At 37.7% G+C, this 14,008-nt stretch carries 10 protein-coding genes; all 10 read left to right on the top strand.

All coding sequences use genetic code 11. The features are described from left to right. On the top strand, positions 1-3,327 hold a 3,327-nt coding region (locus C8N29_RS16885; RefSeq protein ID WP_338025961.1), incomplete at its 5' end, for a defense against restriction DarA-related protein. A 27-nt stretch (positions 3,328-3,354) separates the two neighbouring features. After that, the gene (locus C8N29_RS15560; RefSeq protein ID WP_239987194.1) at positions 3,355-3,852 is read left to right on the top strand and encodes a 3'-5' exonuclease family protein; all 498 of its coding nucleotides are present in this window, start codon (positions 3,355-3,357) and stop codon (positions 3,850-3,852) included. A gap of 137 nt (positions 3,853-3,989) precedes the next feature. Beyond that, a complete protein-coding gene (locus tag C8N29_RS15555) occupies positions 3,990-4,970 on the top strand; it encodes an AAA family ATPase (RefSeq protein ID WP_107866989.1) in 981 nt (326 codons plus the stop codon). A gap of 9 nt (positions 4,971-4,979) precedes the next feature. After that, on the top strand, positions 4,980-7,463 hold the full coding sequence (locus C8N29_RS15550; protein ID WP_107866988.1) for a S8 family peptidase: 2,484 nt from the start codon (positions 4,980-4,982) through the stop codon (positions 7,461-7,463). A 19-nt stretch (positions 7,464-7,482) separates the two neighbouring features. Beyond that, positions 7,483-8,688, top strand: coding sequence for a putative phage abortive infection protein (locus tag C8N29_RS15545; protein ID WP_107866987.1), 1,206 nt, complete (start codon positions 7,483-7,485; stop codon positions 8,686-8,688). Between the two features lie 265 nt (positions 8,689-8,953). After that, positions 8,954-9,979: a BRO-N domain-containing protein gene (locus tag C8N29_RS15540; RefSeq protein WP_107866986.1), complete on the top strand. Its 1,026-nt coding sequence runs from the start codon at positions 8,954-8,956 to the stop codon at positions 9,977-9,979. A 143-nt stretch (positions 9,980-10,122) separates the two neighbouring features. After that, on the top strand, positions 10,123-10,689 hold the full coding sequence (locus C8N29_RS15535; protein WP_107866985.1) for a hypothetical protein: 567 nt from the start codon (positions 10,123-10,125) through the stop codon (positions 10,687-10,689). Between the two features lie 51 nt (positions 10,690-10,740). Further along, positions 10,741-11,727 carry a DUF726 domain-containing protein gene (locus C8N29_RS15530; RefSeq protein WP_107866984.1) on the top strand — a complete coding sequence of 329 codons (987 nt, stop codon included), beginning with the start codon at positions 10,741-10,743 and terminating at the stop codon, positions 11,725-11,727. 194 nt (positions 11,728-11,921) lie between these two features. Continuing rightward, positions 11,922-12,740 carry a P63C domain-containing protein gene (locus C8N29_RS15525; protein WP_107866983.1) on the top strand — a complete coding sequence of 273 codons (819 nt, stop codon included), beginning with the start codon at positions 11,922-11,924 and terminating at the stop codon, positions 12,738-12,740. A 150-nt stretch (positions 12,741-12,890) separates the two neighbouring features. Continuing rightward, positions 12,891-14,008: hypothetical protein (locus C8N29_RS15520; RefSeq protein ID WP_204509375.1), on the top strand; the 1,118-nt coding region annotated here is incomplete at its 3' end.

Genomic DNA, 14,008 nt, shown 5'->3' with positions numbered 1-14,008 from the left:
CAAAAGAAGCAAGGCGGCTATTTTGATGAACACAAAATCATGCTTGGCTTTTTATCGCAACAGCAAGCCATTGACACCTATCAACACTGTTTTGAACGTGGCTGGACAGGCTTAATGAGTGTTGTGCCTTGCACGATTGAGCAGCTTAAATGGTGGCTTGCCAATGGTGATAAATCACGACCTGTCACGGTGAATCGTTTGCCATACGCAGGATTAGAGCGTTTGGACAGCGTGTCGTGGAATGATGACAAATTATGCAGTCATGGTGGCAAAGCTCATAATGTGATGTACCAAATTCGCCAGTCTGATAACACTCACCATGCTTTAGAGCCGATGTTATTTACCGACATGGTTCAAGAGTTAGGCAGTCAAGGTTTTGTGTACGAAAACTATGATGCTTTAGTCACCGAGTACAACAAATTAGAGCGTAAAGCTCAACAGTTGTTAACCGTGATGCAGGCGGCAACAACAGCCGTTAAACCTGTGCGTGTGGTAGTCAGTAAGCCATTAACTAAAAATGGTGTGGCAAACGTGATTGCATGGTTTGAAATGGATGATGGTCAAGCCGTGGGCGTATTTTTTCACAATCCCGATAAGAACCCTAAAAAGCTTGATCCTACGGACGAGATGATTAGTTATAAGTGGGTACTTAACAAAAAAGACATCACTATTGCCGTTGCCCCAGAGCAAGGTAAAGACTTGAATGTTCGTACTGTTGCTAAACGTATTATGCAGTTAGTTGATAAAAACCATGATCGGTTTATGAAAGCGAATAGTGCCAAGGCAGAGCTAAACGTCAAAGAGCAAGACTTAAATGCTCAGGTAGCACAAAAACAAGCTGAATTAAGTACGCTTGAGGCAGAAATTAAGGAGTTGGAGGTTAAAAAGACGGAGAAAGAAAATGCGATTAAAGAAAATCAGGAAGTAAAAGTCGCTTCGATTCAGTCATGGGATGCCGTAGCAGCCGATCAACACATGAAGGATTTAATTGCAAAACAAAATGGCGATTTTATTGCCGCCTCACGCGAGTATTTCAGTGTTTATTTGCAAGGTCAGTCAGTAAAAACACAAATTGGCTTGGTGTACATCAACTCACGCTCTAAAAATAAAATGCTGCATCGTATTCGCCAAACCACAGCACAAGTCATTCCTCGTATTCCAGAGATTTTGACTTTAGGAAATATTGGTGAACGAACACCTTTAAACAAAGAGCGTAATGATACCTTTGTGGCATTTTATCAATTTGATAAATGGTTAGATTTTACAGAAGTGCGTATTCATGCACGTATTAAGGTGGGCGAGTTGCCTAATGGTTTATTAGCCTATTATTTGGCAGCCGCTAAAAATGAAGAAGCCTCATCATTTGATTCTTCGTGGGCTGAGGAGGACGAATCATCCCAAGCGAGAAGTCATACCCAGACGAGGCTTGATAATATTGAAGCAGACGATGACGAAGAGGTCAATATTGAGATTTTAGAAATTGTATCTAAAAACCAAGAGCAACCCACTGATCTTGGCTCTGATATTGAGCAAGAAGAGGAAGACGGTTTTTCTGATGATTATAAGGATGAAAATTATCGTTTTAAGGATGTGGGGTATATTGCGGGTGCGCGAAAAGAATTAGCACAATCGGCAATTATGCAGGCTAAAAAACTTGGGCAACTCGTGTCTGTGACGGATATTGACTGGGACGCTTTGGAAGATGATCCACGGATTGCCACGGCGACCATCATTAAAAAGAATGTTTTTGGTCAAGTGGATTGGGAGCAGTTAAAAGAGTCAGGCATGGCAGGTAATGCAGCTTATTTTATTAAGCGTTTATATGCGGCTGTTGAGCTGCAACCTGATAATGATTCTAAAGAAGATCGTCAATTATATGTCACGGCTATTCAAAATTTACGCAGCACTTTTGAAGCCTGTAAAACCTTAGAAGATGTGATTCGTGAAGTGGTGGTGTTAAGTAAATTGCTGAATACCTATCGCAATATGATTAGACAAGCTGATGGCTCAAGCGTTTTAAATTATGACTCTCAAGTGGCTCATGCCTTAGGTAAAAAGCTTAAAAGCTGGGTGTTTAAAACAGGCAATAATGCTATTTACGATTCTCGTAAAATGAAAGCTGATGATTGGTCATGGTTAGAAAAAACGGATAAGCCTACAGCGACTAAGCCGAAAAAGCCTTCGTTCCAGCTTGAGGCGGCAAGTCATATTCAGCGTGTGGGTGGCAAAGATGTGTCTATTCAATCAACAGAACATTTTAAGAATTTGTTTGGCTTAAAAGCGATTCAATCAGGCAACTGGGTACTTAAAGATAAAGAGAGTATTGAGTTTCATATTCAACGTGCGGCTGAATCTATGTTGGATATGTCGGATGTGACAGGTATTGCGCCTGATTTATTAGGTTTTGGTGGTCGTTTAGGTTTGGCATTTGGTGCAAGAGGTAAGGGAGGAGCATTAGCGCATTATGAGCCAGTAGAGCGCATGATTAACATTACTAAAATGAAAGGGGGAGGTTCGTTAGGCCATGAGTATTTTCATGCCTTAGATAATCTGATGCAGGATTTAATGAACCAAAGCACGTCGGGCAAAGCAGGATTTTTTGCAACGGAAACACCGCATTTATTGCCAGATAGTTTAACCAAGCAAGCGTTTATGGCTTTAAGTTCGGCCATGTTAGAAGGTAGCCAAGTGTTAACCGAAACGCTTAAGTTAACTGAAAAAGACTTTGCTACTGCAACTTATAACATGAAGCCTGAGTTAATTGAGCGGTCAGAGGTTAAACGGAATATTGTTGCTGCTGGTGATGTATGGAATGCTGTTTTAGCCGTTGATGCTTACTTTTTTCGTCATGGTGTGCGCGGTTTTCGCTCAAAAACTCACATGGAGTATATCAAGATCGCGGCAGCGCATTATGCCAATAAAGAAGAGACTGCCGTTAATATTCCAACGTTGGACAAAGGCAGCCAGTTTTTTAGAGATGCGTTGGAGTTAGATGAGGGCAGACGCGGTAAATATTGGTCTAAAACCTTAGAAATGGCAGCTCGTGCTTTTTCGTCTTATTTACAAGATAAGTTGGAGCAACAAGGACGGACTAATGATTATTTAGCGTTTTCGACAAAAGGTGGTCATGGGCGAGTGGGTGAGGAGGCATATCCACAAGGCGAGGAGCGTGAACGTATTCATGCAGCCTTTGATGGGTTGTTTAAGGCTCTTAAGGAAGAGCAAGTGTTTGAGAAAGCCATTGCCAATAAAACTTTTATGGATTCTCTTTTTGGTGAGGATATGGACAGGGATGAGTTATTGGCGTTAGGATATGAGGAGGAGTAATTACAGGGTTAGTAAATGACAATAATAATGGTTGATATAGAGAGTGATGGGCCAATTCCTCACGACTATTCAATGATAAGTTTTGGGGCGGTGGTGGTTGACCAAGCCCTTGATAAAACCTTTTATGGCCAGTTAAAACCGATTAGTGATAAGTGGATACCCGAAGCGTTGGCTGTTTCGGGGTTTAGCCGTGAGCAAACTTTAGATTTTGATGATCCGCAGTTGGTGATGCAGCGTTTTGCCGATTGGTTGAAGCAGGTTTGTGGGTCAAAGCCGATGTTTTTTAGTGATAACAATGGTTTTGATTGGCAGTTTATTAATTGGTACTTTATTCATTTTTTAGGGCATAACCCGTTTGGTTTTAGTTCGACGAATTTGGGTTCGTTGTATAAGGGTATGCAGCGCGATATGTTTGTGAACTTTAAGCATTTGCGTAAGACGAAACACACTCACCATCCTGTTGATGATGCTAAGGGTAATGCTGAGGCGTTGTTGGCAATGAGGGATATGGGGTTAAAGTTATAGCTTGTCGTTGATTTTTTAATCAAGCTATATGCTTTATATCTGTTTCTGTATATATGATATACTCATTTTACAAGTAGCTTGTTTTTGAGCTACTGTATCTTTTTTAGCAATCTTAAATATGTATGATGATTTGAAAAATGGCTACAGCAGAGCAAATTAAAACGTTATTAAGAAGTCACGTCGAGCGTGATGATCAACGTTTTTACTCTACAGCTCTACAAGTTGCAGCTCAAGAAGCTAGACAAGGTCATCATAAGCTTGCTAGTGATATTAAAGAGATGATCGAAAAGTCTCAAAAAAACAATTTAGAGCTAGCCAAAAATAAGCCGATTCCCCTTTTACAACAACCTAAAGGCGATCTTAATGGTTTGTTGGATCTTGTGCATAAGACAGTCAGAATTAATGAATTAGTACTTAGTGAACAAGTTCTTGAGAGGCTTAATAAGGTTCTTCTAGAGCAAAAGCAAAAAGATCGTCTTGCGCAATTTGATTTACATCCTAGAAGAAAACTGCTTTTTACGGGGTCGCCTGGTACGGGCAAAACAATGTCAGCTGTGGTGCTTGCAACTGAGTTGAAACTGCCTTTATACACAATTGTTCTTGATAGTTTGATTACTCGATTTATGGGCGAAACGGCATCAAAATTGCGATTGGTTTTTGACCATATCAAGCAAACTAGAGCAGTGTATTTATTTGATGAGTTCGATGCAATTGGCACTCAACGAGGCAGCCAAAATGATGTTGGAGAAATTCGTAGAGTTTTGAACTCATTTTTATTATTTGTTGAGCAGGATAGCTCTGAAAGTATAATTATCGCAGCAACGAATCATCCAGAGTTGTTAGATAAAGCACTTTATAGACGCTTTGACGATATAATTGAGTTTGAAAAGCCAAATAATAATCAAATTAGAAAAATTATTGAAAACTGTTTATTATTGTTTGAATATAAAAATTTATCTTGGTCTAAAATTTCATCAGCTGCTATTGGTTTAAGTGCGGCAGAACTTACACAAGTTTGTAAAGATGCGGCTAAAGAAGCTGTATTGCATTATGATAATAAGATTTCTACTGATTTGATCTTAAAGGCAATCAAGCAACGTCAAAATGGAAAGGAATAAATATAAAAGATGTCTGCACCCAAAAAGCACATATTGTTAAATGGATATTATAATTCTCAACAGTATTCCAGAAGAGCAAGCCCTCAACAAAATCATGTCCCATTTAACAATCAAAGTATACATGGACGACAATTATTAAGCCAATATCAACAGGCTCTAACAAACTGTGATAGAAATAGGCCAACTGACCCAATAATGGAGACGACAGGAGTTTATGTTGAGTTAAAAAGCCAAATAGATATAAGTTTACCTCTCGACTCACTAGATAATAGAGATTTTATTCTTAAAAACTTCAAAATTATTAATAATCAAGAAATTGTGACTGTTTTCATTTCTGATGATAAACGTCAAAAATTTGCAAACAAAATTATTGAATATGCGGATCAGTCAAAAAATAAAGAAAATGGTAATCCAAAAAACCATAGGCTTATAGATAGTATATTAGAGATACGACTTGCTGATTTAAAGTCATTTTGGACAGATGACTTAGTTCTATTCCCAAATGATGGTCAAGAGATTTGGTGGGAAATATGGCTTACAGCTAATAGACGAAACTATGATGTTGTTCGAGATATTGCATTTCAACTGGCTGAAAGGATTGATGCAACTCTTGGAAATACTAGCTTAACATTTTTTAACAGTATAGTCTTCCTCATTAAAGCGACTGCTAGACAATTAGAGACTGCTCCTGAATTAATTTCTTCCCTTCAAGAACTTCGTCGTGCTAAAGAAGTACCTGATACTATTATTAATTCATCACTTCAAGACCAGCGCGATTGGTCCATAGACTTAGCAGATAGGATAGAATACAGAAATAATATATCTAGTGCTGTTAGTATTCTTGATACAGGTGTCAATTATAACCATCCTATATTAAGAAATGTTTGTAGCTATGAGTTTTCTGAGGTTTTTGACTCAACTTGGCCTAATTTTGATAATACTAACCCTCATGGATCTTGGCAGGCTGGGTTAGCTGCTTTTGGTGATTTACAAGCATCTTTACTTACTAATCAAAATATTATTATTAGTCATTATATAGAGTCTGGAAGAATTTTACCGCCTAGAGGAGCAAACGAGCCAGAGTTATATGGATATCTTACGATAGATACTGCATATAAATTAGAGATAGCTAGGCCAGAACTTAAACGTGTGTATTCATTGGCAGTAACGGCAGACTCACATGATGGCGGATTACCTTCATCTTGGTCGGCAGAAATTGATTTATTTACCTCTGGGTTTGCAGATAATTTGCAAAGATTATTTGTTGTTTCTGCGGGCAATAATCGTAAGCAATTATCTCCAACTGTAGATTATTGGGATCAAGTGCATTTAGCAGAAATTGAAGACCCTGCTCAGGCATGGAATGCTTTAACGGTCGGTGCATATACCGAAAAAACAACTAATGATGATCCAAGTTTGAATGGTTGGTCGCCATTTGCTTGTTTTGGTGATGTATCACCAGCTTCTCGATCGTCCGTGAATTGGCAATGGAAAAGAATAGCTCCATATAAACCAGAAATTGTTGCGGAGGGAGGTAATCGCCTTTTATCCCCTGATTGTCGCTTCGTTACACAAGCTGATACAGTTTCTCTTTTAACTACTTCGGGTAATACAACTGGTCAGCTATTTGAGCCAACTGGTGATACAAGTGCAGCAAGTGCGCTTGTGGCACGACAAGCTGCTATTTTGATGACTGAATACCCTGATTATTGGCCAGAGACTATTAGAGGGCTATTAGTGCATTCTGCGGCATGGACAAATCGTATGAAGCAGCGTTATGAAGCTTTATTAAAACTAAATCGACATACTCCAACTGTTGCAAAAGATACCATGCTGAGAACTGTTGGATATGGTGTGACAAATCTTGATAAGGCTCGTTATAGTGCAAATCATTCATTAACTTTAATTGCTCAGAATCAAATGCGACCATTTACTCATGGAAAAAATGTTAGTGATAATCCTCGATTGAATGAAATGCACTTGTATCAATTGCCTTGGCCAAAAGAAGCTCTAGCCGCATTACCTTTAGAATTGGATGTACAATTAAAGATTACATTATCATATTTTATTGAGCCTAATCCCAGTAGAAAAGGTGATCGTGGTAGATACAGTTATCCATCACATGGATTAAGATTTTCGGTAATTCGCCCAAATCAAACATTAGAAAATTTTAATGCTTCAATTAATTTTTTAGCACAAACTGATGATTACGATGGCCCAGATGGAGATGCTAGAGGTTGGGCGTTTGGTCCTAAATTGCGAAATAAAGGCTCAATTCATTCAGATGTATGGAGCGGTAGTGCAGCAGATTTGGCAGAGATGAATACTATTGCGGTTTATCCTGTTGGTGGATGGTGGAAGTTTAAGGCAGGAGAAGATCGTTACCAGAATAATGTTCGTTATACTCTAATAGTAAGTATAGAAACTCCAGATGAAAATATAGATATTTATTCAATAATTGAAAATATGGTAAATGTGGAAGTTCAAACATAAATATTTGAGATTTTTATAAATGTGTTTTCTATATTGGTTTTTTAGCGTTCTAGATTTTCTCAAAGTTTTAACTAAAAATATCAAAGAAATTTTGCTGTTTTTTTTGAGAAAAACTTTCTTTAGATTAAATAATTTTATTTCTGATATTTTTATTTCTAATATTATTGGAAATGAAAAAGATGAATCTATTGCAAAGGAAACAAAAAATATATCAAAAATTTTGATAGGTATTGTTTTGCTTGCATTCTCTATAATGGTTGTTGTCTTTTTAATCGACTTTCTAAACCCACCTTTGCAAGATAATTTAGTTGCAGAGTGTCAAAATAAATGCTCTCCTAAAAATGTTATTGATACTGAAAATAAAGTTGATTTAGGCCCATTCGGCGATTTCTTTGGCGGAATGCTGAATCCGATTTTTACTTTTTTAACATTTTTTGGCATTGTTATTACTATTGTTATGCAAAGAGTTGAGTTAAAACTAACAAGGGATGAATATAGTAAGACTAATCAAGAAATAAAAAGACAGACAATTGAAAATCAGTTTTTTAATTTAATAGATTTGCATAACAAAATATGTGCTGAATTGCTGTTGCCTGCAAAAAATATTTCACAGGAGGTTTTAATGGGTAAATCAAGTATAACTAATAATAAAAAAATTTATGATATATATCAAAATACCCACAAAGACCAGTATATTGGTAGGCAAGTTTTTTCTGAACTATATGATATTTTGAGATTTTCAGATTCAGGTATGAATGTATCTGTAAAAGTTTTTATTGGAAGATATAAAAAAATTCAGAATAGTCATAATTATATATTTGGGCATTATTTTAGAAATTTGTTTCAAATCTTAAAGTTTATAGCAGAAATGGAACTAGATGAAGAAAAAAAATATAAATATGCAAAGATTATAAGAGCGCAAATGTCAACAATGGAGTTGGCTATATTGCTAATTAATTGTACTGAAAATATGGTTGACAAAGGTGAGTTTAGAAATCTTTTAGTAAAATTCTCTTTTTTGAAGCATTTGGGTTTAGATTTAAAAAAAGATGGAAAAAATGAAATAGTTAGACTCAAAGGAGTATCTAGCGATTTTATATCTATAAATGTATTAAAATACTTTTTGGATTTAGATAATACTTGTGATGATAAAAAACTAGGAGCTTTTGGTAATAGCGAGTCTGTTAGAGGAATTGCATCTATTATAGGTTGGATTAAGCCTTGACCTTAGAAGTCTAGTAGTGCATCATAAAAAAGCTACTCCTCATTGAGTAGTCAGGGTTAGCCTCCTGCAAAATTCTACGATGCACAGCCGCGTCAGCGGTTTTTTTGTGCCTATTACTCACGTCCATACTATGGCGGACTGTATAGGGCATCCTTCGGGATGGCTGGTATCGTAGAGACCAGTAAGGCTAACCTTATACAGTCTGCCACCAATGGTTAGCCTCGTTGTTGGCAGGTTTTAAAACTTGTTCTCTACGAGGTCTATCATGACTAATTCATCTCTTGCTTTTCACGCAACACAATTTGAAATTATTGAACGCGCAGGCCAAGTATGGCTACAGGCTGCACAAATAGCTAAAGCCTTAGCCTACAAAAAAGATGATGCCATTACCCAAATATATGAACGTAACAAAGACGAGTTTCCCTCAAGTATGACTGAGACCCTCAAATTGAGTGTCTCAGGTAATTATCAAAAAACTGTACGCATTTTCTCTTTACGTGGCGCACACCTAATCGCCATGTTTGCCCGTACCCCAGTCGCCAAAGAATTTCGCAAATGGGTACTTGATGTATTAGATAAAGAAGTAGGGCAAAACAACCCCCAAACCATCAGCCAAAACCCCCATTTATATTTACGCGATACCATTCAAGCAGTGGCCAAAGGCGACAGAGGCATGTACAAAGCCCTTTACAATCGCTTGTATCGCAAATTCCAAGTCACCAGTTATAAAGAATTAAACGACACCCAATGTATAGAAGCGGCTGAGTTTATTAAAAGCGTAGAAGGGGAATACATTGCCAAACAGCAGCCACAATACAACCAACTGGCATTAAGTGATGGTCAACATTATGTAGTTGCCAAAGACGGTGTCGTGATTTATCACAAAGTATTAAGCGATCGTATTGCTAAAAAGTACCTATCAGACATAACAAAGCAGGAAGAGCCAAACAATCTTAGCCTGTTAAACCGCGATACCACGAATAAAGTGATGGATTATATTGCCTCACTGCATGACGAAATTAACCGACTTGGCGGTACAACTCCCTCATATCCACCATTCAACATAGAAACGATAGTGCGTGCAGTGGTCACGACTATGGTTGATCGTAGCCGTATGTTGTTGTCATTTAATACAAGCACAGGTCAGCCAAGTATTAGCTTTATTCCTCAAGACTGTTGGGTAGTCACCAGTGACAACATCGCCAATATTGTGGGTAGCAGTGATGGTGTTCCTAAAAAATTATTACCTGATATAGCCAAAGCGGCTGTTAATCGGCTATCGGGTAATTAACATTTAAGTAGATGAAAGCCATCGGCTTGGTGTCCACCATTGTGAATACCACAGTAGTCAGTGGACAGGGCGTTAAATTTGGTTAAGGTAGGGAAGCCCCCGAAAGGGGGCGATTACCTTTTATATAATCAGAGTATAAAAAAATGATAAATACAGAATGGTTTAATTTTTTTAAGAGCTTTTTTCAAAATAATGCTGCATCCATTGGCACAGTTATGTATGCCAATGGATGTAGAGAAGGATGGCTGCAAGGGGAGATGTTTAGAACAGCTACAGATGAAAAATTTGCAGTAAATTACTATCAATTAAAGCGTTACTCTGAAAAATTGGATCTTTATGGTGAAATGCCTAATCGCCAAGTACAACAAAAAATGGTTGCTGAGATTAAAATCATATCGCCATCATTTGAGAAAAAAAATATAGATGGTACAAGCAACTTAATACGGTATTTACAAAGTAACGATGTCATTAATAGTTTAGGTCATATAAATCAAAGAGTTGGCTCATTACTAAAAGATCTAAAAAGACTAAGAACTGTCACTGATTCAACAATTGAAAAATACATCATCTTGGTCATACCAAATTACGAGGAAGGTAAGATAAAGGAGGATTTAAAGCATGTCTTATATAACATTCATCTTTCTCACCATGAGGAGTTTTTGAGCTTTACAGAACATCATTTTGATGTGCGTATTTGGAAAGTTGATTAGCTTTTAAATCCATTGATTCAGTCTTAAGCAAATTTCTAATAGGGAAAGTATATGAGTGAGCACTATAATCCGTTAAAAATCATAACATTTGATATGATGCAGCATCCCATTCCGATGGTTAGTTTTGATGATGCTAAATTTGATTTGTATATGATTTCAGGCTTTTTAACGGAAAAATGGTATTTGCCGTATGGTGCGCATACAGTCAAAATGGGCGAATTAGCTAAGAGCGATTGGTTAAAACACTTAGTTAATTTAGCACAAGAGCATCACTTTAATTTGTATTTTTATAATTGGCCAGCAAAATTCTGGCCACATAATTGGTTATATGAAATTTTTAGTGTTTTTTTTGGTGAGTTTTATCAAGCTACTAAAAAAGCTAATTATCAATATGATGAAAATTCAGATAGCTCAGAACTGATTGACCGTTTCCTGATAAAAATAGACATAGATGATCTCATAGATGCCTTGCCATGGAAGCAAAGATTTGTTTTGAAGCTGCTTAAAAATAAAGATACCAATAAGCGTAAATCTTTAAAGATTCTAAAAGCATGGAATGATGCACTTGAGGCAACTAGGACATCTGCTGCTGAATTAGATAAGTTTATAACATCAAAAAACCGTAAAACACTATTATTAGGTCATTCATTGGGTGGCAGACTAGCCTTACAAACTTTAGAAATGATTAACACAAAGAATGTTGCTGATGTTGATTGTATAGCAATGGCTCCAGCAATTCGTCCATCTGAATTACACATTCATAAAATGACATATCGTGCTGAGAAAATTGAAATTTTTTACAGTAAAGCTGATGTTATTTTGGCATTGTTATATCGACTTGCCGAATTAACCTTTGAAAAACCGATTGGTTTGAGTGGCGCAGAAAATAAAATAGGTCGAGAGTTTAATTGCACAAAACATAGAGACAAGCTAATTGGCCATACAGATTATGAAGCAAACATAGTTGCATTATTAACGGATTCTGAAATTTTTAAACAACACATTAGCTTGCCACTACAAAAAATACCGACTACTTAAGGGGGTAACTCCCCAAAAACACCACCCTAAAAAGTGGGCTTTTTTGTGGCTGTTCAAAACGTAACCCTGTCAAAAATGCCTATTTTTTGTCATTACCATAAGTACCGCAGACTAGGGTAGCTACCGAAAAGGCGGAAGACTTCACACCACCGACCGCATGTCTGCACCCTTCTTGTGGTGTGTGGGTGTGTAGTATGAGTAATGTTCTTAAAATAGATTTTAGTGGTCAGGCTTATAGTTTTACAACTGATGGATGGCTTAATGCTACTCAAGCTGCTAGTCGTTATCAAAAAAAACCTATTGATTGGTTACGCCAACGTGACACAGTTGAATATATTTGTGCTTTGGCAGAAGAAAAAGGTAATTCTGGTTTTCTGCCACAATTTAATGAAATCATATACTTACATGGAGATTCGAGCCTATCAAGGGTAAAGCTTCTTGAATTAGTCAAAAGTACGGGATTAGTCAAAATTAAAGGCGGTTCACCTGAAAATGGAGGCGGCACTTGGTTTCATAGTGATTTAGCCGTTGTTTTTGCACGATGGCTCAATATTAAATTTGCTGTGTGGTGTGATTTACGCATTAAAGAAATCATTCGTGCCAGTTACGAACCTCCCAATATGATTAAGTTGCTGTTAGCAGACACAGTATCAGAGTGGGAGTTACGTTTTCCACCTAGCTACTATCAGGCATTGGCAAAAGTGACTAAGACAAATTACAAAGGTCATAGTCACGGCACTCCATCTGTGTTTGGACAAATTACACTTAAATGGATTTATAGTGAAATTTTACCGCCTGACGTACTGGCAGAAGTTAAGGCGCGAAAAAAAGACAGCGAAAAAATGCACCAGTGGTTAAGTAAAGGTGGTGAAAAACAACTTGACCAACAGATTACCAAAATTGAAGCGATTGCCTCTTCTTCGGTTGATTATGACGATTTTGCCGCAAGATGTATGCAATCATGTAAAGCGATTGGTCAGTTACATTTAGTCTTATCTATGCAGTCCAATTAATCACATACATAATAATCATAACAACGCCTTTAATTAGGCGTTTTTTACACCTTTCAAAAATGTAACCCTCCCCAAAACCCCCATTTTTATTGTGTCAGCATAAGTCTATCCAAACAAAAAACTCTGATTAATGACATCGAGGATAGATTTATGCCAGAACGTATTTATGCCAGTGCTAATACAGCCGTCATTGGTGAATATTTTGCTGCCGCTCAAGCTCGTTTAGCCGATGGTGCAAAAACGGCAAAAGATGTGTTTGATTCCGTGAATCAAGACAACGCCATTGCAACCCCCAAAGTATTAGATGACTTATTGGGCAAGTTAAACGGCTTTGAATTACAAGTTTTTGACTCAGTGATGGGAGGGGCAGAAAGCTATCGTGCTGCTCATGGTTGTGATGCGCCTGCCGATTTAATTGAGCAAGCATTACATAACGCCTTGTCCTCACAAATGGGTTTAAAAGACCTGAATATCCGTCTTGACTCTGCAACTGAATCTCACATGGATGCGTATAGCCTACAGCCTAATCGTGCCATTGTGTCGATTATGTCGGCAATGGCCGAAGCCATTCCCTTTGCAGGTTATTTCCCAGCCGATATTAAATCGAACGAAGCGAAATCGTTAATTTTACATAACCGTGCCAAGTCAAATTGGGGTGGTTATAGTGATGGTGGGGCGATTGATGGCGCATTCAACGGTCAGCCTTATATGATGGCCAACCGTTTAATTGGGTTAACTACTAGCAACCAAACCAACTATACAGGGACAGCACGTAGTCAGTATTTAGGCGATAGTCGTTTGAATGTTGATCCAGCCAGTCCCGCTCTAAAATTAATGGCAGGTCGTACACAAATTTTAGTTAACGGTTTTTATGCCGCTGCTGATATGCGTAACGGCTCAATCAGTGGGGTCACTTCAATTAGTGGTGGTACCTTGATTGGTTCTACTCAATATGCCATTAGCGGTACGGTGAATAATGACACAGGCGCGATTGCCATTGCCTTTGCGCCAGCGTTGCCAAACAACACCCAAGTGGTTGCCGAAGTCATTATTGATTACGAACGTGATCCCGACAAAATTCCGTCATTTGGTTTTGAAGTGGAAGCTTATGCCTACATGGCCTGTGGTATGCGTGCGATGACGGAGTTAACCATTGACTCACAAAGCCAAGTCCGCAATGAAATGAATTTAGACCCAGCCTCTAACAGTTTATTTAGCTTGCGTACTCAATTAACCAATGAAAATCATTACTACGCTTTGCAGCTTGG

It is taken from the genome of Agitococcus lubricus (genome assembly GCF_003051055.1).
Classification (GTDB): domain Bacteria; phylum Pseudomonadota; class Gammaproteobacteria; order Pseudomonadales; family Moraxellaceae; genus Agitococcus; species Agitococcus lubricus.
This window is presented reverse-complemented; position numbering and strand designations above follow the sequence as displayed.

Coding starts and splice junctions, on each gene's coding strand:
- C8N29_RS15560 (WP_239987194.1), top strand. CDS start 3,355: ATGGTTGATATAGAGAGTGATGGGCCAATTCCTCACGACTATTCAATG.
- C8N29_RS15555 (WP_107866989.1), top strand. CDS start 3,990: ATGGCTACAGCAGAGCAAATTAAAACGTTATTAAGAAGTCACGTCGAG.
- C8N29_RS15550 (WP_107866988.1), top strand. CDS start 4,980: ATGTCTGCACCCAAAAAGCACATATTGTTAAATGGATATTATAATTCT.
- C8N29_RS15545 (WP_107866987.1), top strand. CDS start 7,483: ATGTGTTTTCTATATTGGTTTTTTAGCGTTCTAGATTTTCTCAAAGTT.
- C8N29_RS15540 (WP_107866986.1), top strand. CDS start 8,954: ATGACTAATTCATCTCTTGCTTTTCACGCAACACAATTTGAAATTATT.
- C8N29_RS15535 (WP_107866985.1), top strand. CDS start 10,123: ATGATAAATACAGAATGGTTTAATTTTTTTAAGAGCTTTTTTCAAAAT.
- C8N29_RS15530 (WP_107866984.1), top strand. CDS start 10,741: ATGAGTGAGCACTATAATCCGTTAAAAATCATAACATTTGATATGATG.
- C8N29_RS15525 (WP_107866983.1), top strand. CDS start 11,922: ATGAGTAATGTTCTTAAAATAGATTTTAGTGGTCAGGCTTATAGTTTT.